This window comes from Chitinophaga sp. W3I9, from assembly GCF_050434025.1.
In the GTDB taxonomy this organism is placed as follows: domain Bacteria; phylum Bacteroidota; class Bacteroidia; order Chitinophagales; family Chitinophagaceae; genus Chitinophaga.
Genome location: NZ_JBNPWC010000001.1, coordinates 6,731,744 through 6,758,152, shown reverse-complemented (window position 1 = coordinate 6,758,152; position 26,409 = coordinate 6,731,744). Strand labels below are relative to the sequence as shown.

The window sequence follows — 26,409 nt, the reverse complement described above, 5'->3', positions numbered from 1 at the left end:
TCCCTATTTTAGCAATTCATTTCCACAATCCATGTTATGAAAGAGCGTTCCTTCTTCATCAATGCAACAGGCATTCAGCAAAATACATTTGACGCTATTGTGATCGGCTCGGGGATCAGCGGCGGGTGGGCTGCGAAAGAGTTATGTGAACAGGGATTAAAAACGCTGGTGCTGGAGCGGGGAAAAAATGTGGAGCATGTAAAAGATTATCCGACTGCGACTAAAGCGCCGTGGGAATTTAAGCATCGCGGGCAAATGACGAAGGAGTTTTTACAGGAGAATCCTTTGATCTCCAAGGCTGCGGGGTTTGGAGAAGATACTGCACATTTTTTTATCAAAGATAAAGATCATCCTTATATACAGGAAAAGCCGTTTGATTGGATACGCGGCTACCAGGTAGGAGGGAAGTCGCTCACCTGGGGGCGTGCCTGCCAGCGTTGGAGTGATTTTGAATTTACGGCCCCCGAGCGGTATGGATATGGCCCCGGCTGGCCCATTAATTATGAAACGGTTGCGCCCTGGTATTCGCATGTTGAAAAGTTCATTGGCGTATGCGGTACCCGAGATGGCATTGAAGCCATGCCGGATGGCGAATTTCTGCCGCCATTTGATCTTAACTGCGCAGAAGCAGCGATACAGCAAAAGATCCATGCAAATTACAAAGACCGTCACCTTGTACATGCGAGGTGGGCGCATCTTACCGAGCCAAAAGAAATACATTTCCAGCAGGGCCGTGTAAAATGCCAGGCCAGGAATTTATGTATGCGGGGATGTCCTTTCGGCGGCTACTTCAGCTCCGTTTCTTCTACGCTGCCGTGGGCAAAGAAAACCGGGAACCTTACGATACGGCCTTTTTCTGTTGTGCATTCCATCATTTACGACGAACAAAAAGGCAAAGCTACGGGTGTGCGGGTAATTGATACCAACACAAAACAGGTCACCGATTTTTTTGCACGGATCATTTTTGTAAATGCCTCGGCGCTGAACAGCAACCTGGTGTTGCTCAACTCTACCAGCCGTCGTTTCCCTGACGGTCTTGGTAACGACAGCGGGTTGCTGGGTAAGTATGTAGCGTTTCATAATTACAGGGCGTCGGTGAGTGCCGGTATAGAAGGAATGGAAGATCAATACTACTATGGGCGTAATCCTACGGAGCCTATCATTGCCAACTACCGGAACCTGCACCGCCAGGACACTGATTATGTAGGTGGGTTCACCACTTTTATGGGCGCGCATCGCGGGCGGGGAAACGGGGAGGGCATAGGCGCTGCGTGTAAGGAAGCGTTATCCGAACCGGGCGCCTGGAGCACTTATATGTATATGCAGGGAGAAACTATTCAGAAAGAAACCAACCAGGTGAGATTAAGTACCGATCAAAAGGATCAGTGGGGCATACCACTGTTGGTGATGTCTGTTGATTATGATGATAATGACGAAAAGATGATCCGTGACTTCCTGACGCAAAGTGCAGAGATGCTGGAGAAGGCAGGGTGTAAAAATATTCAGCAGCATGATAACAAGCAGGCCCCGGGTCTGGACATACACGAAATGGGAGGTTGCCGCATGGGGAAGGATGCCCGTACTTCGTTGCTGAACGAATGGAACCAGCTGCATCATTGTAAAAATGTATTTGTAACAGATGGCGCTGCCATGGCGAGTACCGGCAATCAAAGCCCTTCGCTTTTATATATGGCGCTCACGGCAAGGGCTGCGAGCTATGCGGTGAGTGAAATGAAGAAGGGAAATTTGTAACAACAGTTTTTTTATTGAGGGTTTGTCGGAATTTATAGTTATATTAATATAGAAAATATAAAAAGATGAAAATTGCCGCCTCAAAAATACTTCCTTCCATTAACGAATTAGCGGAGACTTTAAAGCAAAAGTTTTCCGACAGGTATTCATATGAACTATTTGATTTCGGTAACAAGCAAAGTATTTTTGTGGAGAAGTCTGCTTTTGTATCGATCCAGGTAACAAGAGAAGAAAATGAAATTATGATAGAGAGAATTGCAAAACCATCTATTTTCACGGCGGTTTTCTTTTTAGTGGATCTTATTGTTACGGGTAGCGGCAATGTATTGTACCGGCTTTCGCCATTCCATTCAGAACAGCAAAAACTCGAACAGGAATTAAGTGCCTTTTTAAAAAAGGAATATAATTAGTCAGCACTTCTTTCTGCTTTTCCTTCCCATATAAATTCAAAAATTACCTTTTATTTCGTCAGGCTATCCCGATGAACGCAGAATACAGGCTATGATTTGTCAATCGCTGGGTACCTACCAGTGTTTTACCAATCATAGCCTGTGTTGTTTTTCGGCGGGTAAAAAGGGGAGATAGTGCATGGGGAGTGCATGCTTAGTGCATGAGGAGTGCATGGGGAGTGCATGCGAACAGTATTAGTACTGTATGGAAGATCCATGGTATACCCATGGATGAGGCAACTCAGAAGTATCGGTGAAGTAGTCACGGCACGACCGGGAAGCGTGTTTTTAGCTACGGTGTCCCCGGTTCACGGCCAGGTCCAGGCGAACCATATAGCCCTCCATTTTCCCGCCCCCGTCTTTTTGTTTTGTTTTTCCGGAATTAGATATTATCTTAAAGCTGTTCCTTTTTCCACATAAACTTACCAGACGTTATGAAAACTTGGTTGCTACTCCTTTTAGCCGTTGTCTTCTCCCCGTTTTTGCAATCGAATGCACAGTCGTTGCCTGCCATCGGCATCTGTTCTTCTTTTTCCAACGACAGTCTCGCTGCTGCCAACGGGTTTACTTTCATGGAAGAAACCGTGCGGAAGATCCTTTCACCTGCACTGAGCGAGGCCCAGTTCAGGGAACAGCTGCATGCCATCCGCAGCAGTAAATGCAAGATCCAGAGTTGTAACGTATTTATTCCCGGAACCATGAAACTAACCGGCAACGAAGTAGACGAAGCTAAAGTGCTGGGTTATGTGGACTCCGTGATGCAACGGGCAAAAATCGCCGGAATAAAGATCATTGTACTGGGCAGCGGGGAAGCCAGGAAAATACCGGAGGGCGCGGACCGGGCCAAATGTAAACAACAATTCATTCAACTGTGCCGTAAAATGGCAGTGGTGGCGGCAAAATATAACGTGACCATTGCTATGGAAAACCTCAATTCCACCGAGACTAATTTTGTGAATACCCTGTCAGAAGGCAATGAGATCGTTACCGCCATACAACATCCTAACTTCCGGCTTACGGCAGATATCTATCATATGCTTAAAGAGCATGAATCTCCTGCCAGCATCGAAAATGCCAAAGCAGTACTGGTACATTGCCATATCGCGGAAAGGGATAAACGTACACCTCCCGGTGTAGCCGGCGACGATTTCCGGCCCTATTTTGCCGCCCTGCATAAAATCGGATATACCGGTCATATTATGATGGAATGCCGCTGGGACGACCCTGCTACGCAGTACAAACCAGCCTTCGACTACCTCGAAGGACAACTGAAAGAAGCTTACGCCAAATAAACAACACACTATAAAAAACGCCTTTATATGTCTGAATCAAAAAAAACAAGACGGGAATTCCTGCAACAGTCGTTACTGGCAGGAGCCGGCCTCACGATCAGTGCTATGGGAATGCCCGCCAGCAGCTACGCCCGCATCATGGGCGCCAACGACCGTGTAAATGTGGGACTGGTAGGATTCTCCGATCGCGCACGCCAGGCCCTGTTGCCATCTTTCTTTAATAACAACAAGGAACTGAACTTCGACCTGGTGGCTGTATCTGATATATGGAACCGCCGCAGGGACGAAGGAAAGGCTTTCCTGCAGCAGAAAACCGGGCATAATGTACAGGCCTGTATGAATAACGATGAGCTGTACAATATCAAAGGACTGGATGCGGTATTCATCGCCTCCGCCGATTTTCAGCATGCTTATCATACCATTGAAGCAGTAAAAAACAAGTGCGACGTATACAGTGAAAAACCTTTCGCGGAAACAATGGAAGATGCCCGCAGTGCTCTCAAAGCCGTGAAAGACTCGGGCCGCATTATGCAGGTGGGTACACAGCGCCGCAGTGGTCCAAGCTATCATGCAGCCGCCAACTTTATCCAGCAGGGAAAATTTGGTCCCATTACGATGGTGGAAATGACCTGGAACGTTAACCAGCCAGGCCGCTGGCGCCGCCCGGACCTGGTAAATTCCATTAAAGAATCAGATACCGACTGGAAACGCTTCCTGGCAGGTCGCCCGCAGGATAGCTGGGACCCGCGTAAATATCTCGAATACCGCCTCTTCTGGCCCTACTCTTCCGGTATCTTCGGACAGTGGATGACACACCAGATAGACACCGTGCATTGGTTCAGCGGATTGAAACATCCACGCAGCGCGGTCGCCAACGGCGGCATTTATATGTGGAAAGACGGTCGTAAAAATCCGGATACCCTCACCGCAGTTTTCGACTACGGTCCGGAGAATGATCCTACCAACGGTTTCCAGGTAATGTACAGCAGCCGTTTCCACAACTCCGCCGGCGGTACCAAAGAAATTTATTACTCCAATGGTGGCACTATTGATATGTCTACCAACAAAATAAGCGCTACCGGTGGTCTCACAGAAAGAGAAGCCCAGGAAATGGGGATGCACGCCAACCTGCTGACGCCTCAAACGCTCAGCAATGACGAAGCTGCCACCACCAGCGCCAACACCGGCGGCGACCCGCTCACCAACGCGCATGTACGCAACTGGATGACATCGGTACGTGAACGTAAGCAACCCAATGCGCCGATCGAAGCGGCCTACTCACATTCTATTGCACTCATCATGGGTAATGCGGCCTACCGCACCGGTATGAAAGCCACCTTTGATGAAGCCACCCAGGAAGTAATGGTGGGAGGTAAAGTATTTAAAATGTAAAACACGAGGCGGAGGGAAGACATTCCCTCCGCTTTAATAATCAGTTTGTCCCCATTAGTCTGCGCGTTACCCCATTGTTGAAAAAAGACGGGAATACTTTGTATTTTGGATCAGCGAAGTAATTGCAAGGTATAGCAACATGAACATGAAAATTTTTAACACATTGCTGCCCATTGCAGCAGGATTTACCCTGTTAACCGCACCCGTAGCGGCACAGCAAAAGAAAACACCCTCTCCCAATATTGTTTTTATTCTGGCCGACGACCTGGGTTATGGCGACCTGAGTGCATATGGTCAACGAAAATTCAATACGCCCCATATCGATCAGCTGGCAAAGCAGGGCATGCGGTTTACACAATTCTATGCCGGCACGTCGGTATGCGCACCCTCCCGTGCGTCGCTGGTTACCGGCCTGCATACAGGTCATACTTTTATCCGCGGCAATAAAGAAATACAACCCGAAGGACAACAGCCTATAGCCGACACTGTTATCACGCTAATGGAAGTACTGAAAAAAGCCGGGTATACTTCCGGCATCTTTGGTAAGTGGGGACTGGGCCCGGTAGGCTCGGAAGGTGATCCGATGAAGCAAGGGACAGACCGGTTTTATGGCTATAACTGCCAGCGCGAATCGCACCGCTTTTTCCCAACACACCTGTGGGACAACGATACCAAAGTTGTACTGGAACAAAACGGCCGGCTGGAGCACATGAACACTTATGCGCCGGATCTCATCCAGCAGCAGGCGCTCCGCTTCCTGGATGATAATAAAAACAAACCTTTCTTTTTATACCTCACCTACACCCTGCCACATGCAGAGCTGCAGGTGCCGGATGATAGCCTCTTCCGGCATTTTAAAGGCAAGTTTGAAGAGAAGCCCTATAAAGGCAACGACTACGGTCCTAACGCCACCGTGCCCGGTTACGCTTCACAGCAATATCCGCATGCTGCCTTTGCCACCATGGTTACGAGGCTGGATAATTATGTAGGAGAGGTGATGGCGCGCTTAAAAGAACTGGGCCTGGATAAAAATACCCTGGTAATTTTTACGAGCGACAACGGTCCGCATAAAGAAGGCGGCGCCGATCCGGCATTCTTCAACAGCAGCGGAGGTTTCCGCGGCGTTAAACGCGACCTGTACGAAGGCGGTATCCGTGAACCATTTATTGCACGCTGGCCCGGCAACATCAAAGCCGGCAGTACCAACAGCTTCCAGGGCGCTTTCTGGGACATCATGCCCACACTGGCGCAACTCACCAACGCACCCGCAGTACCCTATACAGATGGCGTGTCACTACTACCCACCCTCACCGGTAAAAAAGGACAGCAACCACATAACTATCTCTACTGGGAATTCCACGAAGACGGCGGCCGCCAGGCCGTGCGGCAGGGAAATTGGAAAGCCGTGCGCCTCCACGCCGCTCAACACCCCGATGGAGCATTGGAATTATACGACCTTTCCACCGACCCCGGAGAAACAAAGAACATAGCCGCCGCCCATCCCGATATTACGCGCAAACTGGCCGCCTACATGCGCGAAGCACACGTGGAGACGGCGTTGTATCCTTTCCAGGAGAAGTAAGCGGATTTTGTCTTTCTCGCTGATTACGCTGATTTTGCTGATTACTCGAATTTTTACTTTTTGATTTTTTTGATTTTCTTAGGATATAAAAAAAGGGAGATAAAAGCGATACATCCGCTTTTATCTCCTTAATCCTTTACAAAATCCAAAAGTAAAAATCCGAGTAATCAGCAAAATCAGCGTAATCAGCGAGAAAGACAAAATTCGCGCTACTAGCTCCGATCCACCAGTTTGTTCATTGCTTCACTATACCTTTCCCCGGTGTTGGGATACTTCCGCAGTAAGTCTTCCAGGTTTTGCAGATCAGCAGGTGTTAAACTCACGTCTACTGCGCCGGCGTTATCGAGGAGGTATTTTCTTCTTTTGGTGCCCGGAATCGGGATGATATTTTCGCCCTGTGCTAATACCCATGCCAGTGCCAGTTGAGCAGGGGTACAGTTTTTACCGGCAGCCAGTTCCGCAAATCCGGCGGCCAGCAGGCGGTTGTTTTCCGCATGTTCGCCCTGGTAGCGGGGGAGAGATTTCCGGAAGTCGTTGTCAGCAAGATTGGATATATCGAGGTCGTTGGTAACAAGGCCCCGCGCAAGCGGACTGAATGGCACAAAGCTGATGCCCATCTCTTTGCAGGCCGGCAGGATCTCTTTCTCCACATCCCTTGTTAACAAAGAGTATTCACTCTGTAATGCGCTGATGGGATGTACGGCATGCGCTTTACGCAGGCTGGTAACAGAAGCTTCAGAGAGGCCGAGGTAGCGTACCTTTCCTTCCTTCACCAGGTCTGCCATGGCGCCTACCATTTCTTCCACCGGCACATTCGGATCGATGCGGTGGGCATAATATAAATCAATCACATCCGTTTGTAATCTTTTTAAGCTGGCTTCCACGGCTTTCTTCATGTACGCGGGTGAACCATCGAACTGCACGGCGCCGGGCGAAGCAGGCGAAGAAGTGAATCCAAATTTGGTGGCCAGGAATATTTTGCTGCGGTTAGGCTTCAATACTTTCGCAATCAGCTCTTCATTTTTACCGGCAGCATACACATCCGCGGTGTCCCAGAAATTGATCCCGATTTCCAGGGCTTTTTCCAGCGTGGCAATGGATTCCACGTCGTCCGGTGTGCCATAGGCATGGCTCATTCCCATGCAGCCCAGTCCAATGGCTGACAATTGTACGTCTGTTGTTCCGAGTGTTCTGTACTTCATATAATGTAATTTCGGGTTGCTGTAATACAATGAGGCAAAGATAGGCGGCGTAATACTTGTATAGTTGTAATTATGACAGTATTAATTGTGCAAATCAAAGATACCCTCTGTACGAAAGGTACCGAATATTCGTATTTTTAAGGCCCATTATGAACCACGATAAACAACATCAGTTAGTTACCGCATTCAGCGTTACCGATATCACCGACTGGTTTTGCGATGATATCCGGTTAACGCATACCGTTTCCCGTTACACAAAGCCCGATAAAATCCGTGCCAGCAACGATACCGATGTGGTACGCCTCCATTTTGGTATGAAAGGCGATTATGCTTTTTCGTATAAACAACTGGACCGTTCTTTTGACCTCATCGGCGGGCATCATAATATTATGTATTCAAATGGCTTTGAGATCGAAATAATGCCCAAAGCCACTGAGATAGAAACATTCGGGATCCAGTTCTCCAAAAAACAATTCCTGGAATTTACCGAAAACGGGAATGAACACCTGCAACGGTTTTGTGAAGCCGTGCTGAGTGGAAAAAGCGTATTGCTGTCTGAAAACTGGGGCCCTATTGATGCGGGTATTCAACAGGTAATCAGCCAGATACTGAACTGCCGTTTTACGGGTCAGCTGAAAAAATTATTCCTCCTGTCAAAGAGTATTGAATTGCTGGTGCTATCGGCCGAAGCATATAATTACACCGCGAAGAAAGACATCTTTATAAAAAATAAAACAGATAAAGAAAAGATCATTGCTGTCAGAGACCTGATCAACGACCGGCTTAGTAACCCGCCTGGCCTCAGTGAAATAGCGCAACTCGTAGGACTGAACGAATATAAACTCAAACGCGGTTTTAAAGAAACATTTAATTCCACCGTGTTCGATTATCTCACCGGGCAACGTCTGGAGCTGGCTAACCAGTACCTGCAGGGAACACAGAAAACATCCGCTGAAATAGCCTATGAGCTGGGCTATTCCACGCCCCAGCATTTTAATAATGCTTTTAAAAAGAAGTTCGGGGTCACTCCCAATTCCGTTAGAATTAATCCGTAAAATGCAATCGGGCGGAACAGCCGTTGCTTAATATTGTACTATCAAAAACAATGTATTATGGACAAGCAGTTAAAACTTTCGGAAAGTACCAGTATCAACGCCCCCGTTTCAAAAGTATGGGCCGCCATCACTGATAAGACCCTGATCAAACAATATTTTTTTGGAACAGATGTTACCAGCGACTGGAAAGTGGGCAGTCCTGTGATCTGGTCCGGTGAATGGGAAGGACAACACTACGAAGAAAAAGGCGAAGTACTGGCGATGGAGCCGGACAAAAAACTATCTTTCACCTACCTGAGTTCCGGCAAAGAAGATAAACCGGAAAACTATTCCGTCATCGTTTATACCCTGAACAGCAACGGTAACGGCGCTACCGGCTTTACCATCACCCAGGAAAATTTTGAAAACCAGGAAGCCTGCGATCATTCGCGCGACAACTGGCGGCAGGTGCTGGCCGGCCTGAAGAAGGTCGCAGAGAGCGTGTGATGCGGATTTTGTCTTTTTCGCTGATTACGCTGATTATACTGATTACCCGGATTTTTACTTTTGGATTTTTAGATTTCTTTAAATAATAATTAAGGGAGATAGAAGCGGATATATCCACTTCTATCTCCCTTAATCCTTTATAAAGTCCAGAAAGTAAAAATCAAGCAAATCAGTATAATCAGCGTAATCAGTGTTCCAAGACAAAATCCGCATGAACAATCTGCGGACTTCCGTTGTTCTAATATCCTGACAACTCCGCCAAACAATCTAAAGGTATTACGTATGAAAATCTTAAGTACTTTAATCATTGTATTATTTGTTTGCATATCCTCCATTGCCCAGAAACCACGTGTGATCATCCTGGCTACCGGCGGCACTATTGCCGGGGAAGGCGCTTCTGCCGACAGGGCGGCTTACACGGCAGGTAAGGTGCCCATTGCATCTTTACTGAAAGCGGTGCCGGGCATTGAGAAAATTGCAGACATTACCGGTGAACAGGTAGCGAATGTAGGCAGCCAGGATATGACCATTGATATCTGGATGAAGCTGAATAAACGGATCAACGAAATATATGCGAACAACGAAGCCGATGGTATTGTGATCACGCACGGTACCGATACGCAGGAAGAAACGGCGTATTTCCTGAACCTCACCGAACGTTCGGATAAGCCGGTGGTGCTCACCGGCTCCATGCGGCCTTCTACCGCTATCAGCGCGGATGGCCCCAAAAATTTATTTGATGCCGTTACCGTGGCTGCCAGCCCCAAATCTGCCGGTCGGGGTGTACTGCTGGTATTTAATGAAAGCATTTTTGACGGCCGTGATGTATCAAAAGGAAATACGACCAAAGTAGATGCCTTCTATGCCCCCAACCTCGGGCCATTGGGCCAGGTGTACGATGGCAGGGTGGCCTATTACCAGAACGCCATGCGGAAAGCAAATAAAGCAACACCTTTTGATATTGCCGGCGTTACCTCACTACCCAAAGTAGGCATCGCCTATATGTATGCCGATGCGGATCCGGTAGCCATTAATAATTTTGTAAAAGACGGTTACAAGGGAATTGTTATTGCAGGTGTGGGCAACGGTAATTTCAACAAAGCCTTTTACAACGCTATCGACGAAGCCATAAAGAAAGGCGTGGTGGTAGTGCGTTCCAGTCATGTTGGCTCCGGACGCGTTACGCAATATGATGAAGTAGACGACAAAGCGCTGGGTACCATTGTGAGTGATGACCTCAACCCGCAGAAAGCCAGGATCCTCCTGATGCTCGGACTTACCAAAACAAGCAATAAGGATATGTTGCAGAGTTACTTTTTCACCTATTGACCCGAAAATATCATTTTATGGGACTGTCTTATATCAAAACTACCGTTGCAGAACAACGTGCCTTGCAGAAATTAAGCCCTTTTGAACTGAAGGACACGCTGATTTCACTGGCACAGAACACCGCACAAAAAAGTATTGAAGTAATGCTGAATGCAGGGCGTGGTAATCCCAACTGGACGGCCGCCACACCACGGGAAGCCTTCTTCCTGCTGGGGCAATTCGGTATTGCAGAATGCCGTCGTAATATGCCCGAAGAGCATGGATTTACCGGTGTGCCGGAGAAAAGCGGTATTGCCGATCGTTTCAAGAGTTTTCTGGCCCTGCATAAAAATGCGCCTGGCGCAGCGCTGCTGCAACAGGCCTATTTATACGGACAAAACGTACACCAGTTTAACGACGATGCCTTTGTATTTGAACTGGCGGAAAGCGTGATCGGCAATGAATACCCGGTGCCCGGCCGCATGCTGGCGCACATGGAACCAATTGTGCATGATTATATTGTTCAGGAGATGTGCGGGGGGGAAAAGCAGAAAGGCAAATTCGACCTGTTTGCCGTAGAAGGCGGCACCGCGGCGATGTGTTATATTTTCGATTCACTGATGCAGAATAAACTGCTGAAACAGGGATCAAAGATTGCATTGATGGTGCCTGTTTTTACGCCTTACCTGGAAATACCGGAACTGGACCGGTACCAGTTTGAAGTGGTGTATATCAATGCAAAGGGCGAAACCAAAGAAGGCCGGCATACCTGGCAGTACCCGGATGAAGAACTGGAAAAATTAAAGGATCCCGGCATCAAAGTATTGTTTTGCGTAAACCCCAGCAATCCGCCATCAAGGGCGCTGGCGCCTGATGCGCTGGATAAGCTGTCAAAGATTGTAAAGAAAGATAACCCCCGTTTGATGATTGTAACGGATGATGTATATGGCACGTTTGTGAACGGGTTCCAGTCGTTGCTGGCAAAAATTCCCTACAACACCATTTGCGTATACTCCTTCTCCAAATATTTTGGTTGTACCGGCTGGCGTTTAGGCGTGATCGCTATTCATGAAGATAATATCTTTGATGAACAGATCGCCGCTTTACCGGCTACTGCAAAAAAAGATCTGGCAAAGCGGTATAGTACCACTACATTGCACCCGGAAAAAATGAAGTTCATTGACCGCATGGTGGCCGACAGCCGCCAGGTGGCGCTGAACCATACGGCGGGATTGTCGTTGCCGCAGCAAACGCAAATGACTTTATTCAGCCTGTTTGCGTTGCTCGACAAAGAAAACAATTATAAACAGGTAGCGCAAACGCTGGTGCATAAACGGCTGAAGCTATTGTGGGATAAGCTGGAACAACAGCAGCTGGAAGATCCGCTTAATACCGGTTATTATTCTGAAATAGATATTGCATCCTGGGCATCGAAAATTTATGGAGATGATTTCCTGAAATGGTTGCAGAAAAAAATGCAGCCCACCGACATTCTTTTCCGGCTGGCAGAAAAAACAGCGATCGTATTACTGAATGGCGGCGGTTTTGCGGGCCCCGAATGGTCGGTAAGGGTATCACTGGCCAATTTACCTACCGATGCTTATACATTGATAGGAGAGAGCCTCACTGAAATTATGCACGAATATGTGAGCGCATATAAAGAAGAAACCGGTAAAAAGTAGCTTTTTTTCATAATGATAGATGTACGGCAGGTGGCATTGCAAGGGCTGCCTGCTGTTTTTTTTATGATTTGGTAATAAGCGGGGAATTGGCCAACTTAGCAGGTATGAAAGCACCCAAAAACGCATGGCGTATATGGCTGTTATGCCTCCTGGCATTTTGCAGTGTATCTGCACACGCGCAGCATTATGTTCCCACAGACGCTGGTTCCAAAGTACAGTTTACCATTATCAATCACCTGGTTTTTACGTCTACGGTGAATGGCTATTTCAAAGGATTAAAAGGGAGTATCCGTTTTGATCCGCGTGATCTGAAGTCGTCATCAATAAACGCTACCGTGGATGTAAATACCATCAGCACCGGTATTGGTAAGCGCGACAGGGACCTGCTGGAGGAGAAATATTTTAATGCGGCAAAATACCCGGTGATGAAGATCGTTTCTTCCGCCATTGCAGCTACAGACAAGCCCTCTACGTACCAGCTCACTGCAGCGCTTACCATCAAGGGAATTACTCGGACCATCACCTTTCCGTTTACAGCAGTAGTATCTGCGGAAGCGGTGCAACTGACCGGTAAGTTTACTATTAACCGGAAGGACTTCCAGGTGGGGCCGGATAATGCCATCGATGATAAGCTCACAGTAACGCTGAACGTACAGGCAAAAAAACAGTAACGGTGATACGCCGTGTGCCCGTACACGGGTATCATCGTTACCGGCAGCCATTACAACGGTTGCGAAAAATGATGGGCGGAGATACGGAATCCCTGCCGGTGATACAGCCGGTGCGCAGGATACAGCCCGTGTCCGGAGTCCAGCTGTACAGAACGCAATCCTTCACTTTTCGCCAGCGCTTTTATATGATCCAGCAACAGGGCAGCATAACCCCGGCCCTGGTATTCAGGAAGGCAGGCCAGATCATCTATATAAATTGTTTTCCCGGTAAATAGCTTGTTCATATGACGGAAGCCTGCAAAGGCCGCCACTTTGGAAGGATCTTCTTCTGCCGTGATATACACAATTTCATATTTTTCAGATTGCATTTCTTTCAGCTGGGGTAACAGCTGTTCCCGTTCCAGGAAGGGACGGAGAAAAAGAATGACTTCACTGCAGGCCTGCAGGTCGGCTTCACTGCGGGCAGTTTTTACAGACACCATATCGCTTGGTTTAAATGGGCTTATTGAGGAATGCGCCGGGTGGTAATCCCGATACGGTCCCACGCGTTAATAATATTCACCGCCATGATCAGCTGGGCAGTACCATTCAGGCCAAATGCGGCCAGCGCTTTTTCATAGGTTTCATCAGTAAGACCTTTTTCGCTGATGAGCGTAATTTCTTCCGTCATAGCCAGGATAATCCTTTCTTCTTCGGTGAATTGCGGTGATTCACGCCATACGGGGAGCAGCAGCAACCGCTGCGTGGTTTCACCTAAATTAAGCGCATCCTTGCTATGTTTATTTACACAAAAGGCGCAGCCATTAATCTGAGAGGCACGTATTCTTATCAGCTCATGATGGAGCGGGGCAATGCCGGTAGTAGCGAGATATTTTTCCAGTCCGAGCATAGCGGCGTAGGCGCCTGGTTCCGTTTCGTTCATCAAAAATCTGGTTGTCATCGTCAATTGTTTTGTATTAAAAATGATCCACAAATTTACCATCAACTGGAGTATCTTAGTAGTCCACTTTGTAATTGTTAAGTAGTCCAGATGCTGCCATTTAAAACGCTCATACAAACAGATAAAACGCTGAAATTGCCGGTGTACCAGCAAATTGCCAACCGGCTCATCGGGCTTATCCAGGAAGGGATACTGAAACCCGGGCTGTTCCTGCCGGGCAGCCGGGTATTGGCGTTGCAGCTGGAGGTGCACCGGAAAACGGTGATTGCGGCTTATGATGAGCTGGTGAGCCAGGATTGGCTGGTGGCAATGCCGCGCAAGGGTGTGATGGTGGCGGCCAATTTGCCGGTGATGAAGCCCAGGACCTACCGGGACGCTGCCTCTCCCTATGAGGATGCAGCAGCCTTTCCATTTCACGAGGTTCCTACCATCACATTGGCAGGTGTGCCGCCGGCTGCCGGTACGCTGATCATCAACGATGGTTTTCCGGATGCGCGGTTGGCGCCGCTGGCCGACTGGGTAAAGGAATGCCGCTCGGTGATTGAAAGTCCCCGGTATGCCAAGCTGCTGATGTATGGTGGCGCTACCGGGCTGGAATCGCTGCGGAAGCAGATGCTGGAGTACCTTTCTGATACACGCGGATTAAACATCAGTATGCCGCACATCATGATTACCCGTGGTGCGCAAATGGCTATCTACCTGGCTGCCGCGTTGCTCATTAAAAAAGATGACCTGGTAATTGTTGGTAGTCCGAACTATTTTTTTGCAGACCTCTGTTTCGAACAGCTCGGCGCAAAGCTGCTGCGGGTGCCGGTAGATGAAGAAGGTATTGATGTGGATATGATTGAACAACTTTGCGGCAAGCGGAAAATAAAGATGCTGTACCTGGTTACGCATCATCACCATCCTACCACGGTTACGCTGAGCGCAGCGCGGCGAATGAAGCTGCTGGCTGTGATCCGGAAATACAAACTGCCTGTGATAGAAGACGATTACGACTATGATTTCCACTACAGCTCGGCGCCCATTTTACCGCTAGCCAGTGCAGATCATGGAGGTAACGTCATTTACATCGGGTCGTTTACCAAATCGCTGGGACTATCAATCCGAATCGGGTTTATGATTGCTCCTGCGGATTTCATTGAAGCCGCTGCCAACCTGCGTCGGCTGATGGACCTGCGCGGGGATAATCTTTCTGAGCAGGCATTAGCCAACCTGCTTGCGGATGGTACCATAGAGCGGCATCTTAAAAAATCAAATAAAATTTATAAAGAAAGGCGGGACCTGCTTTGTCATTTACTGAGCACCAAACTGGGCGACGCAGTAAAGTTTACGGTTCCTTCCGGCGGAATGGCTATCTGGTTGCGCTTCTCCAAAAAATACCCGCTCAAAAAAATCGCTGCAAAGGCAGGGGAACTCGGCCTGCACATGACAAGCGGCGGGCAATACCACTATGGCGCTGCATCGCAGAATGCACTACGCTTCGGCTTCGCTTCCCTCAACAATAAAGAAATTGCTGCGGTGGTGGGGGTGCTCGAAGAGGTGTGCGAATTTTGTCTTGGCTCAGGATTACGCTGATTTTACTGATTAATTTGATTTTATCTTTTGGATTTTTTTTCTGATTTCTAGATTTATAATAATGGAAGATATAAGCGAATATTTCCGCTTATATCTCCCTTAATCCTTTATAAAATCAAAAAAGTTAAAATCAAATTAATCAGTAAAATCAGCGTAATCAGCGAGAAAGACAAAATTCGCTTACTGGTCGAAGAACTGCCTGGTGCGGTTAAGCCGGAGATCTTTCAGCAGGCTGGCTTTGGCGCTGATCGTAAAGCTGAACTGCCGGTAGGTACCGAAGGGAATGAGGTTGATGGAGAGATTGAAGTCGTGCAGATCCCGCGAGATATACATGTTGGTGTAGGCGATTTCCATGTTGGTAAAATCGAAGCCGCTGTTCAGGCCAATCTTCCATTTGGGCGTGAGACTGAAGTCGCCGTTAAAACTTACATATTGCGTGATACGTTTTACTACGCCGCCGGAGTCGGGGATGATGGTGTTGGTATACGATAGGCTATAAGAAAGATCTATGCGCCAGGGGATATCGAAGTCCACGTATTCACCGGGATTGTTGCGTATTTGCGCCAGCTGGCGTTGTTGCGCGGCAAAGGCGGCGTCGCCACCCTGGACGTTTTGGAGGGAATCCATTGTTTGTTCTTTGGCGGCGCCCTTTTTATCTTTCGATTGGAAGGAGGTGCTCATGGAAATGCTGGCGTTGGTTAAACGACCCAGGCTGATTTTTCCCTGCTGCCACACGTATTTATCGATGCGGCGGCCGCGGGCATCTACCTGGTAGGGGTCGAGATTGCCGCTGGCGGAGATGTTCAGTTTATCGAACAGGTTGGTACGGGCGTATAAGCTGAAAGTCGACAACTTAAAGGAGTCGGCCACCAGGTTGTAGCTGCCGTTGATGCCAAAACCATCCAGTAGTTTTATTTTCTTTTCATGGTGCCCGGTGGTATCTTTTTTAGAGAATACTTTCATCTCCAGGTTATTATCCAGCCCGAAGTTAATACCTCCAAAAGCACCAGGGGAAGGTACCCCGATGATGGCTCCGTCGAAGTCGGATACCATTTGTTTATCGCCTTCCTTGTTGTATTGCAGCTCATGGTAATATTGACTGGAAAGGTCCGGGCGGTAGCTCACACTCATGGTGGGCCGCATCACATGGCGGATGGCTTTGATCTTCGAGTTTTTGTTAAAGGTGTACATACCGTACATGGCAGTAGACAGTGACATGCTGGCGCTGATGTCGCGGGCACTGTAAAATCCGGGAATGTAGGTGGTATCGATAGCGCCACCCGCGGTATCCGATCCAGGGTTCTTTTTATTGGGATCCCATTTGCGGACGAATTTCTTGGTATACCAGTATTCTGTATAGTTAATCCCTGGTGATAACGTAAAGGTTTTTTTAAACACCGGGATAGAGAATGAGATCGGGATACTGTGCTGCATGCCGGTTTGCATGGCGTCAAACATGGCTTGTTTACCAAACAGGGAATCCTTGAAGTTAGCCTGGTTGCGCAGGATAGTATTATAGGAGATCCCGATCTTTTCGTACCACTTTGGTGCGCCCACCATTTCCTTTGGCTGGAAAGGATAGATCGTGTTCACCGTGAAAGTGGCGTCCGGGAAGGAGATAGACACATCACGGGTGCTCAGGTTCTGCGAGTGGTTCAACCCCATGGTGAGGTTGTAGGGCTTCCCCTGCCAGGTTTTGGAGAACGTGATAGACGACCCGATGTTATTATTTACACGTGTGTTGTAATCATACACGTTGTACTTGTTATAGGAAGAGGTGCCAAAGTTCACGGCAGCACCGAAGTTTACACCGGGACGTGCTTTGCTGTCCATGCTATGGTTCCAGGTGACCCGGAAATCTTTGGAGGTACTGAACTCTGATTTCACTTCCGGATCGCCGAAGCGGGTGTTGGCAAAGTCGAAGTTAAAGCCGCCGTTGTATTTATAGCGTTTCCGGTAAGTGGGACTGGCTTTGATGCCCCAGCTGCCGTACGAGTAGAGGTCTATGCGCGTGGTGAGGTCGAAGTTGTCGCCCAGGCCGAGATAGTACCCGCCGTTTTCCAGGCCAATTCCCTTTTGCTGGTTCACCACGTACTGCGGCGGCAGTATCCCGGAGCGCTGACCGTGGGTGATGGGGAAAATGGCGAAGGGTATATACAACGGTGTGGGAATGCCTTCAATTTCCAGGTTAGCCGGGCCGGAGATCACCAGCTTATCGGGGATCACTTTTATTTTGCGGGCGCGGAATTGGAAGTGTGGGGTATCGAGATCGCAGGTGGTAAAAGTATTTTTAAAACCGAAGATGGTATTGTCCGGCATCCGTTTGGATTGCTGGCTGGTGATAAATCCTTCTCCGTATACCGACCTGGTATTATAAATTTTTGCTTTCCGGGAGGTAATATTAAACTGCATGGTATCAGATTCGAAGCTCTGGCCGTTGTCTGTCATTACGGGGCGGCCAATGGCTTTGCCGGCGGTATCGGTCATTTTGGTGGCTTCCACCATCCCGTTTTCCTGGTCGAAGCTGATACGCTCCGCGGTGATGTTGGTTTCTTTATATTTGGTATCGCCGCTACCGTACAGGAGTATACGTTTTTTGGGTATCTGCATTACGATAGAGTCTTTCGCCTTGTAATGGATAGGGGCATCCATGCTATCGGGTGAGGCAATGGGCAAAGTATCGGCAGGGAGGCTGTCCAATGCATCCGGTGAAACAATGAGGGCCGTATGAGGTACGCCTGCGGCAATAAGAATAAGGGCAATCAGTAAAACCGAAAGTAGCTGGCAAAGTATTTTCATGTATGCAATTGGATGGCATCCGTGGAGCGAAAATAGTACCGGAATGGTTACGTTTGCTTCGTGTAACTGGTTACAAAAAGGATAGTGACGGGGAACATTTAAGCAAAAGGGAATGCAGATCAGCCGGGATGGCTGTGAGAGACATTTTGGAAGCTGTTGGTGGAAAGTGGAAGGGGTTGATACTTTAACATTTTATTTTGTAAAGGATTGCGCGGATTTTGTCTTTCTCACTGATTACGCTGATTATACTGATTAGTTTGATTTTTACTTTTGGATTTTATTTGATTAAGATAAATAAGGGAGATAAAAGCGAATATCCGCTTCTATCTCCCTTAATCCTTTATAAAATCAAAAGTAAAAATCCGGGTAATCAGTAAAATCAGCGTAATCCTGAGCCAAGACAAAATCCGCTGCGATCACCCTAATAAAATAATCCTCGTAATAAATTTTTCTTGTCGTCCAGTGGTGGCTTTGACGCCAGGAACGCAGACATTTGCTGGCTGCTCAGCACTGTGGCAAGTTTTGTTTTAAAGTCGTTGAACAGGGCGGGCTGCTGCTGCCTGTAAACGCTGAGGTCTTGTTTGTTTGCCAGCGCCAATGTTCTTTTGGCGTCGAGGTAGTTCAGGATTATTTTATTTACCTGTGGTTTTTGTGTATCGGTTACTGAAATGTTTTTCAGGTAGATCATGCTATAATCGGTATTGGCCCTTGTTTGATTATAGCCTTGTTTTACCTGGTTCACCGGCGACAGGTTACTCTGTTGGGCCTGCGCTAATTTGCCGCCCAGTAGAGTTATAACAGCTATGAAGAATATCTTTTTCATCTGATAAAATTTAAATAATAAAATTACTGGTGGTTCCATGTTATCCATCCCAGGGCATCGCCGGCAGTTACCATATCCATGGTAGTTCCATCTGCTTTACGAACAATGTAAAAACCTGCGGAGTTAGCGAAATAAGGGGGTGCTGTTTTCCCAGTATTAAAAACATTGTTGGTAGCGATAATGCTTGGCGGATTCACGATCGGATCGCCGCCGTCGAGCATTTCGAAAGTGAGGCGGCCGCCGCTCTGTAAATAGGGGTATGCCACTCCGCCTGCAAACAGGTAAGGATAACCGTTGGTGGCTCCTACGAAGAAGGGCGACAACACATCATAGAAATCGCCACCACCTGCGTCTACCAGGCCGGGGTAGTATACATACCGGTAATAGGTACGGCCGGGAAAGGTTAGTCCCCGGATATTGTAAGCATCATCCACTCCGCTGATATGGAAGCCCGGAACGGTGAGCCAGGGGTTATCGAGGCCTTCGTTGTAGAAAGCCAGTGCAACGCCTGGTTCCGGCGATATGGGCGCCAGTGCCGGCGAAATGGTAGCCGGCGTACCGTTGACGCTCGCGCTGATAGTACGCGTACCAGGGTTCCAGACGAGGTTGTCGAGGGATTTGACCGTGAGTCCGCCGATGGTAACGGGTTCCTGCAGTATGATGCTGTGCGGTGCAAACTGGCAGCCCACATTGGTAATGTTTTGACTGCCGGCTGTTTTAATATCAAATGATCTGCCGCCAACACCGGGAGTTATTTCGAAGACAACGCCACCGGCATTCACCCGCTTGAAATATTCGAGGATTTTATTGAAGGTGCTGTAAGAACCGAATCCATTGGTATTAAACAAGGTTTGCTCGGCTTGTGTGGCTTTTACCATCACCGCTTCCGCCTGATTCAGGTTACCTTTCAAACGGATGGTGTCGCCCAGTTCCGCTGCGGCAACGTTATCTGCAAAAGCAAATTCAAAATCGGTTCCCCATCCGAACCCTGATCCAAAGGGACTGTTAGATATAGCGGCATCCGGATCGCAGGGCAGATGAACATAGCTGTAGGTATCAAAGATCAGCGTAGGACGCTGGTTAGCTTTGATGCGGTAGCCGGTATTGTTAAAAACGGTGGCAGCTCCCATGTTAAAATCCGACAACATCGATACCTGGCTGTTTTTGTCGAATTTCATATAGTAGGAGAATACCGCTTTAGGCCCGTTGCGGGTAACGCCGCCATTGGTGGAGGTACCGTTGGTGAATTGGGTAACCACCCATCCATAGGGAGCGTCTGTAAGTTTTTGCTGATAGGTGGCCAGGGCCTGTGCTATCCTTACATCTGTTGGTATCCCGTCAATATTAAGGTCAGATTTCCTGTCGCACGCAGAGAGCATCACTGCCAGGCCGAGGAAATAATATATCCATATCTTTTTCATAAATAATAATTCAGGGTGATCAACAATTATTGATAATAGGCGGCCAGTGCTCTGCGGCATTTGCGTTGCAGGGCGTAAAAGTCGATGGACCACGACCGGGCGAAATAATCCACTACCGCTGCTTCTTTTGCTTTGATGGCCTCATACCCGGGTGTTCCCGGACCATCTGTCTGATCGGCCAGTATTTTCTCATAGTCATCATACCCATCGTTGCCATTGTCGGCGCCTATCAGCAGGGAAGCGACCATTTCCACGAAGTCTTCGTTGGGGTCCGACTCTGCATAAGCGGTAATAAATCCGTCCATCCGCGCTTCCTGATCGGCGATATTATACCAGTTGCCGGTGTATCGTGGTGTGATCTGTTTAAATGAAGGAGGAACCACGATATTCTGATTCAGGATGTGTCCAAACTCGTGGTGCATGGTATGTCCCATCCGTTTCAGCGTATTGGAGTCTTTTGCCTGGGCCGTGAAGTTATTAAACTCGAACAGCACCATGGAAGTGCCGCCTTCCGCCTGGCCGAGAATGATGGAACCGTTGCTCAGGTATTGTGCGGACCCTGCTACTTTAAATGTTTTCGGCAGGTATCTTCTCAGGAAAACGTTGCTGCCGGTTTGTTCGTTGTAAGGTCTGAAAGTAACGGCCAGCAAAGCTTTTAATGCCGGGATCATTTTCTCTGCCTTGGGTGGTACAATTTCGTAAGGAAAGTCCAGCTGGCCGGGCAGCCATTTATAGTAAACGGCGATGTTATAAGGTACCGTGAGGCTATCATGTATAAAAATATCTTCCGGTGTGTTGGCGGTAGAGTCGCCGCCGAGTCCAACCGGGGGAGTGGTGAGGCTCACCTTCTCTTTCTTACAGGCGCTTCCCATTAGTAGTAGCAGGAAGATGCCGGTGATTATCTGTAGTTTCATTGGTTTCATTTTAAAAGGTTTACAACAGATGAATTATCTCGGGTTCAATGCCATACCGTCGTTAACTGCTTCCGGCGGCAGCTGTAACAATCTTCGTTTATCGCCGGGCGCCAGTGTCGTGTTAAAATTAGGCGAACCGGTATGTACTACCGGGATATCAAGCCGGAGGATATCGAACCAGCGTAGACCTTCCTGCATGTAAGTAACCCTTTTCATATAGAGTGTAGTTTCAATCATGGATGCGTCCTGAGGCAGGCCATAGAACGACATCATTTTTGCGATGGTGACGTTGTGCCGGGATGGACTGTAGCCAGAAATATTTTTGCTCACCCAGGTATTCATATCCGTAACAGCGGCGGTGTAATTCTTTAAGCGGATATTCGCTTCAATCCTGTTCAGCAGTACTTCATCCATGCTGAGGAGCGACATCACAGTAACATCCGACTTAAATTTCGGGAAGTTAAAATACTGCGGGCCGGAGCCATATATAGACATCGCCAGGTTGCCGCCGGTCACATTGTCCGACAGGAAATATTCCTGGTTAATTTCGGTACCTATGCCATAGCGGTAGCTGTAGTAGTTATCAGGATATTTTGTGCCGGGCGCTTCCTGCAGTAAAATATTAGCAGGATTGGATGCGTGGTTGTAGTATACCACCATGTCATCGTACGACATGCCATAGAATGCATCCTGGTCACGGATCAGGTTAGCCGGGTTGACGCTGCCAAAAACAGCGGTGGCATGTGCAACCACTTTGGCATAATCCCTTTTGAATAGATAAAACCTTGCGGCGAAAGCATTTGCAGCCTGGCGCGTGAAATGGTATTTAGGCGCATTGGCATACAGCTCATCTTTCAGCAGGGGTAAACCAGTGGTGAGATCACTTTCAATTTTCTGGTATACCGCCGCTACATTGCTCCTGTCGTATTTATTGAAAACGGAGGTGCTGATGGTGGTCATGTAGGGCACACCCGGATCGTTGGCGGCAGTAGCCGGGTTATATGCTTTGGCAAACAGGGTTACCAGCATAAAGTGTGCATAGGCCCTGCATACCAGGGCTTCTCCTTTTTGCGCGGAATAATTCGCTGAGTCCGGACCGTTGCAGTAAGACAATGCCTGGTTAGCCACCGCAATAGCGGCATAGCAGGAATCCCAGTAGGCAATGGGGCCATCGGCAGAAATATCATCTGCATCCTGGTATTTAAAAGTTTGCGTATTGATCTGGAAAGTTTGCGGATCAATACCTACGCCGGTGTTGCCTTTGTCTTCCACATTATCGCTCAGCGCTTCACAAAACAACATGTAACTCGCATGCGGATAGGCGGTCGTGAGCAGCTGGGTTACCTGCTCCGGTGAGGTGATCACCGTCCTGTTATCGGGCAGTGTTTCGAGGTACTTCTTACAGCCGGGTAATGTTAGTACGGCGGCAAATAAGCCTATATAGATCAGTAGTTTTTTCATAATGAATACTTTTTGGATTAGAGGCTTACTTTCAGTGAAACGGTTACCTGTTTGTTGACAGGCATTGCTACCCCGCCGGTATTATAAAATTCCGGGTCCTGCCCATGCAGGCGTTCGTCGGCGTAGATAAGCCATAAGTTGTTTCCTGTAGCCGTGAGTGATCCGCCTTTTAATCCTATGCGGGCCAGCAATGGCGCGGGGATCTGGTAACTGAGGGTCACTGATTTTAATCTTACAAATCCACCATCTGCTATGCGGTCGCTGGAAAAATTATAGTTGTTATACGGATAGGCTGTATTTGACAGCAGATCTGTTTGTGTATAGATGTCTGCCACGGAGGGGATATTTGTTTTCTTCTCATCTCCGGGTAAACTCCATCTTCCTTTAAATTCATTTGGCAGCGAGTTAAAATCGGTGTAATCGGTAGTGTATACCGGTGTAAGCCTGATCTTATTTCCTGCCTGGTAAGTAATGAGTGCGCTGAGGGAGAAATCCTTATACCGGAAGGTGTTGCTCCAGCCGCCGGTAATGGTCGGATCGGCGGGGCCTTCGTACTTCAGGTATTTCACATTATGGCTTTGCAGGTACACGCCGGACGATACCGTGCCGGTGTCGTTGATAAAGCGTGCCACGCCGGTGTATGGGTCCAGTCCTGCGTTTTGCAGGGAGAACAGTCCACGTACAGGGTAGCCTTCCAGTGCGCCGCCACCTTCACCTACCAGGTCGAAGATGACCGGGTTGTTTCTGGCATTGGTGATAAGGGTATTATTATAACTGAAGATGAACGTACTCGTAAGGCCTACATTTTTTTGCGCGATGATTTTGCCGGTAAGGGCTACATCCACGCCATGTGATTTCATATCGGCATAGTTGGCGAATTGATTTACCTGTCCGCCTACGCCGGAAGTTTTAATAAGACCGATCAGGTCAAAACTTTTTCTCCGGTAGTAGTCGAAGGTAAGTCCGAGTCTTTCATCAAAAAATCCCATATCCGCTCCGAGGTCCAGTTCATATTTTTTCTCCCAGGTAAGATCCGAGTTTTCGAGCGCCTGTATGAGGATAGCGGTTTGCTGATCTACGAGATATGGCCGGGCGGTAACAAACGACCGCAGGATAGCGGTGGTATTGGTAGCGGCGCCGGTGCTGGCGTTCAGGCCATAGCTGGCTTTGAGCATCAGGTGACTGACCGCGGAAGAGTTTTTAAGGAATGCTTCCTGGTCCACATTCCAGTTACCGGCAACGGTCCAGGTAGGCAGCCAGCGTGCACTGGGAGAGCTGCCAAGCCTGTTGGAACCATCTTCACGGACGGTGGCCTGCAGGGTGTATTTACTTTTATAGGTATAACTGGCATTGGCGTAAAAGGCGATGAACCGGTCGAAGTCGTTGCTCACACCATAGTAGGTTTGGTTTTTCTCTGTCATTTTTTTGATGAAGAGATAATCTACAAACGGTGTTCCGCCGCTGTTGTATTGATAACCCACGCCTACGTTGTTGGACGTCTGGCGGTCGGCATATTTTACTTCCTGGCCAACCAGTGCGGATACCTGGTGTTCATCGTCGTTGAACGACTGGTTATAGTTGAACTGGTTACGGAAGGTATAGTTTTTCAGTTCCACATCATTTCTCCGGTAAAATCCTCCGTAGGGCAGTACTACTACAGCCGGGTCGTTGGGGAAGTCGGGGTTTTTGTAGAGAAATGGATTCCGCTGATTGATGATGCTGTTGCCATTGGCGCGGTAGGAATTGGCTTCATTGGAGTTTTCATTTGATTTATGCTCCGCACTTGTCCGTGCATAACGGATGGCGCCGGTAAAATCATAATTAAAGTGGGGACTGAATTTATAATTCAGGTTACCCTGTAATCTGAAATCGATGACGTTAAGGTCTGTAAAATTATTCCTGGTTTCTTCAATGATGTTGAAGGGGGCAAAGTTTCGCGTAAAGTATTCGAGCTGACCGTTTTCATCGTACGCCCTGAGTGCCCTGCTGGTGCTGAGTGCGTAGGAGAAAGGATTGATATCGAAGTCCCTGGTATAGGTGCCCTGTACTTTGTCAGATACGCGGTCTTCTGTGCCTGGTGCGCGTTGCTGGCGTACGTTACCGTTGATCTGGAGGCCGTAGCTTAGCTTATTATTAGGTGTATAGTTGGCGCGCATATTCACCGTATATCGCTTCACATTATCTGCAATGGTCCATCCGGCGTCGTTATAGAAGCTGGTGGAAAGATACAGTTGTGATTTTTCGTTGCCGGTGGACAGGCTCAGTGAGTGTTCCTGGGTGAGGGAATTACGGAACAGGATATCGAACCAGTCGGTGTTTGCGTTGGCATATTGCATGAGCCATTGCTGCCGTGCTTCCGGGGTGTTCAGTACCGAAAATTTATCGCTGCCATCGGGATATTGGAGCAGGCGCCCCAGTTTTCCGTAGATGCCCGACGTACGTTCGTTGATCTGTTCTGAATACTGGAGCAGTTGTTTACGTTCCAGTTCAGCATATACCGACATCTGGTCGGCGGAGTTCATGATATCGTAGTTTTCGTAGGAGGGTTTCAGTTGTACGCCGAAGTTGCCGGTATACGCCACTGCCGCCCTGCCTGCCTTACCTTTTTTGGTGGTGATAACGATTACGCCGTTCATGGCGCGGGCGCCATAGAGCGCGGTAGCCGCCGCATCTTTCAGGATATCGAACGTTTCAATATCGTTAGCATTCAATCCGGCTACGGCAGACCCCAGGAGCGTATTGATATTACCGCTGGTGAGCTGTTCGTTGGAAACGTTTACGATATCTTCCAGTACCACGCCGTCCACCACCCACAGTGGCTTGTTTTCACCGGAGATAGAAGTAGCGCCGCGGATACGCACTTTAGGCGCAGAACCGAATGTACCGGAAACGTTTTGCACGCTTACCCCGGCAGCACGGCCCTCCAGCATACGGCTTACGTCCTGTACGCCGTCTATTTTCACATTATCCCCTTTGAGGGTAACGGCAGCGCCGGCAAATTTCTTACGGTCGATATTCTGGAAACCGGTTACTACTACGCCTCCCAGTTCTGTTACATCTTCTTCGAGGGAAATTATCAGGTTGTTGGTGGCTCTTACTTCGCGGGTTTTATAGCCCACGGCAGATATCACGAGCGTGGCGCCATCCGGTACTTCGAGGTCAAATGCACCTGCGGTGTTGGTAATAGCGCCCCTCGTAGTGCCTTTTACTTTTACCGAGGCGCCAGGTAATGGTTCTCCTTTGTTGTTGCGGATAATGCCGTGCACAGGTGCCGCAGCTTTGACGGTTTGCCGCAGTACGCCGGGAGGGAGTTTTTCCAGGGAATCCCTGGCGCTTGCCTGCAAAGAAAGCGCGAGCAGAAAAAGGGACAGTAGCTTCATAGTTAACAGCGATTTAATTGAATATAATCCGGGCAATGTAGGGTAGGGAAACGCACCCAGCTTTCTACATCTTTTGGTTGAATGCATATGAGGCAATAAGGGTTTAATATTACATTCTGGTTGATATCACTATCGCTTCCCGGCAGTATTGATGATGGCTCCGACTTGATAAATAAAGCAAAAACTTACCGGGTATCTTATCTTCTTCAGTACTTTATCATA

Annotated in this window: 20 protein-coding genes; 11 read left to right on the top strand and 9 right to left on the bottom strand. The window is 48.3% G+C overall.

Going from position 1 to position 26,409, the window contains the following annotated elements:
• The first annotated feature begins 36 nt into the window (after positions 1-36).
• The 5 genes from QFZ51_RS27365 (at position 37) to QFZ51_RS27345 (ending at position 6,467) form a co-directional block, all read left to right on the top strand.
• A complete protein-coding gene (locus QFZ51_RS27365) occupies positions 37-1,752 on the top strand; it encodes a GMC oxidoreductase (RefSeq protein WP_429050600.1) in 1,716 nt (571 codons plus the stop codon).
• Between the two features lie 65 nt (positions 1,753-1,817).
• Positions 1,818-2,162, top strand: coding sequence for a hypothetical protein (locus QFZ51_RS27360; RefSeq protein ID WP_429050599.1), 345 nt, complete (start codon positions 1,818-1,820; stop codon positions 2,160-2,162).
• Positions 2,163-2,635: 473 nt separating this feature from the next.
• The gene (locus tag QFZ51_RS27355; protein ID WP_429050598.1) at positions 2,636-3,493 is read left to right on the top strand and encodes a sugar phosphate isomerase/epimerase family protein; all 858 of its coding nucleotides are present in this window, start codon (positions 2,636-2,638) and stop codon (positions 3,491-3,493) included.
• A 27-nt stretch (positions 3,494-3,520) separates the two neighbouring features.
• A complete protein-coding gene (locus QFZ51_RS27350) occupies positions 3,521-4,885 on the top strand; it encodes a Gfo/Idh/MocA family protein (RefSeq protein WP_429050597.1) in 1,365 nt (454 codons plus the stop codon).
• A 145-nt stretch (positions 4,886-5,030) separates the two neighbouring features.
• Positions 5,031-6,467 carry an arylsulfatase gene (locus QFZ51_RS27345; protein ID WP_429050596.1) on the top strand — a complete coding sequence of 479 codons (1,437 nt, stop codon included), beginning with the start codon at positions 5,031-5,033 and terminating at the stop codon, positions 6,465-6,467.
• 212 nt (positions 6,468-6,679) lie between these two features.
• Here QFZ51_RS27345 and QFZ51_RS27340 read toward each other — a convergent pair whose 3' ends face one another.
• A complete protein-coding gene (locus QFZ51_RS27340; protein WP_429050595.1) occupies positions 6,680-7,669 on the bottom strand; it encodes an aldo/keto reductase in 990 nt (329 codons plus the stop codon).
• Positions 7,670-7,818: 149 nt separating this feature from the next.
• Here QFZ51_RS27340 and QFZ51_RS27335 point away from each other — a divergent pair, with 149 nt between their 5' ends.
• The 5 genes from QFZ51_RS27335 (at position 7,819) to QFZ51_RS27315 (ending at position 12,871) form a co-directional block, all read left to right on the top strand.
• A complete protein-coding gene (locus QFZ51_RS27335) occupies positions 7,819-8,724 on the top strand; it encodes a helix-turn-helix domain-containing protein (protein ID WP_429050594.1) in 906 nt (301 codons plus the stop codon).
• Positions 8,725-8,781: 57 nt separating this feature from the next.
• On the top strand, positions 8,782-9,210 hold the full coding sequence (locus QFZ51_RS27330; protein WP_429050593.1) for an SRPBCC family protein: 429 nt from the start codon (positions 8,782-8,784) through the stop codon (positions 9,208-9,210).
• A 282-nt stretch (positions 9,211-9,492) separates the two neighbouring features.
• A complete protein-coding gene (locus tag QFZ51_RS27325) occupies positions 9,493-10,539 on the top strand; it encodes a type II asparaginase (RefSeq protein WP_429050592.1) in 1,047 nt (348 codons plus the stop codon).
• Positions 10,540-10,556: 17 nt separating this feature from the next.
• Positions 10,557-12,200 (top strand): aspartate 4-decarboxylase, encoded by a 1,644-nt coding sequence (gene aspD, locus QFZ51_RS27320; RefSeq protein ID WP_429050591.1) that lies wholly within the window; start codon positions 10,557-10,559, stop codon positions 12,198-12,200.
• A gap of 104 nt (positions 12,201-12,304) precedes the next feature.
• Positions 12,305-12,871 carry a YceI family protein gene (locus QFZ51_RS27315; protein ID WP_429050590.1) on the top strand — a complete coding sequence of 189 codons (567 nt, stop codon included), beginning with the start codon at positions 12,305-12,307 and terminating at the stop codon, positions 12,869-12,871.
• Positions 12,872-12,921: 50 nt separating this feature from the next.
• On the opposite strand, the gene QFZ51_RS27310 is transcribed toward QFZ51_RS27315, so the two are convergent.
• A complete protein-coding gene (locus QFZ51_RS27310) occupies positions 12,922-13,353 on the bottom strand; it encodes a GNAT family N-acetyltransferase (protein WP_429050589.1) in 432 nt (143 codons plus the stop codon).
• A 20-nt stretch (positions 13,354-13,373) separates the two neighbouring features.
• The gene (locus QFZ51_RS27305) at positions 13,374-13,811 is read right to left on the bottom strand and encodes a carboxymuconolactone decarboxylase family protein (RefSeq protein WP_370908161.1); all 438 of its coding nucleotides are present in this window, start codon (positions 13,809-13,811) and stop codon (positions 13,374-13,376) included.
• A 90-nt stretch (positions 13,812-13,901) separates the two neighbouring features.
• Between QFZ51_RS27305 and QFZ51_RS27300 the strand changes: the two genes are divergently transcribed.
• A complete protein-coding gene (locus QFZ51_RS27300) occupies positions 13,902-15,389 on the top strand; it encodes a PLP-dependent aminotransferase family protein (RefSeq protein WP_429050588.1) in 1,488 nt (495 codons plus the stop codon).
• Between the two features lie 180 nt (positions 15,390-15,569).
• Here QFZ51_RS27300 and QFZ51_RS27295 read toward each other — a convergent pair whose 3' ends face one another.
• The 6 genes from QFZ51_RS27295 to QFZ51_RS27270 form a co-directional block, all read right to left on the bottom strand.
• On the bottom strand, positions 15,570-18,188 hold the full coding sequence (locus QFZ51_RS27295; RefSeq protein WP_429050587.1) for a putative LPS assembly protein LptD: 2,619 nt from the start codon (positions 18,186-18,188) through the stop codon (positions 15,570-15,572).
• A gap of 421 nt (positions 18,189-18,609) precedes the next feature.
• Positions 18,610-19,011 carry a hypothetical protein gene (locus QFZ51_RS27290; protein ID WP_429050586.1) on the bottom strand — a complete coding sequence of 134 codons (402 nt, stop codon included), beginning with the start codon at positions 19,009-19,011 and terminating at the stop codon, positions 18,610-18,612.
• Between the two features lie 23 nt (positions 19,012-19,034).
• Positions 19,035-20,432: a DUF4302 domain-containing protein gene (locus QFZ51_RS27285; RefSeq protein ID WP_370908157.1), complete on the bottom strand. Its 1,398-nt coding sequence runs from the start codon at positions 20,430-20,432 to the stop codon at positions 19,035-19,037.
• Between the two features lie 26 nt (positions 20,433-20,458).
• On the bottom strand, positions 20,459-21,346 hold the full coding sequence (locus tag QFZ51_RS27280; RefSeq protein WP_429050585.1) for a substrate import-associated zinc metallohydrolase lipoprotein: 888 nt from the start codon (positions 21,344-21,346) through the stop codon (positions 20,459-20,461).
• Positions 21,347-21,379: 33 nt separating this feature from the next.
• Complete coding sequence (locus QFZ51_RS27275; RefSeq protein ID WP_429050584.1) at positions 21,380-22,807, bottom strand: RagB/SusD family nutrient uptake outer membrane protein; 1,428 nt, start codon at positions 22,805-22,807, stop codon at positions 21,380-21,382.
• A 17-nt stretch (positions 22,808-22,824) separates the two neighbouring features.
• Positions 22,825-26,187, bottom strand: a complete 3,363-nt coding sequence (locus tag QFZ51_RS27270) for a SusC/RagA family TonB-linked outer membrane protein (RefSeq protein WP_429050583.1) — start codon at positions 26,185-26,187, stop codon at positions 22,825-22,827.
• Between the last annotated feature and the right edge of the window lie 222 nt (positions 26,188-26,409).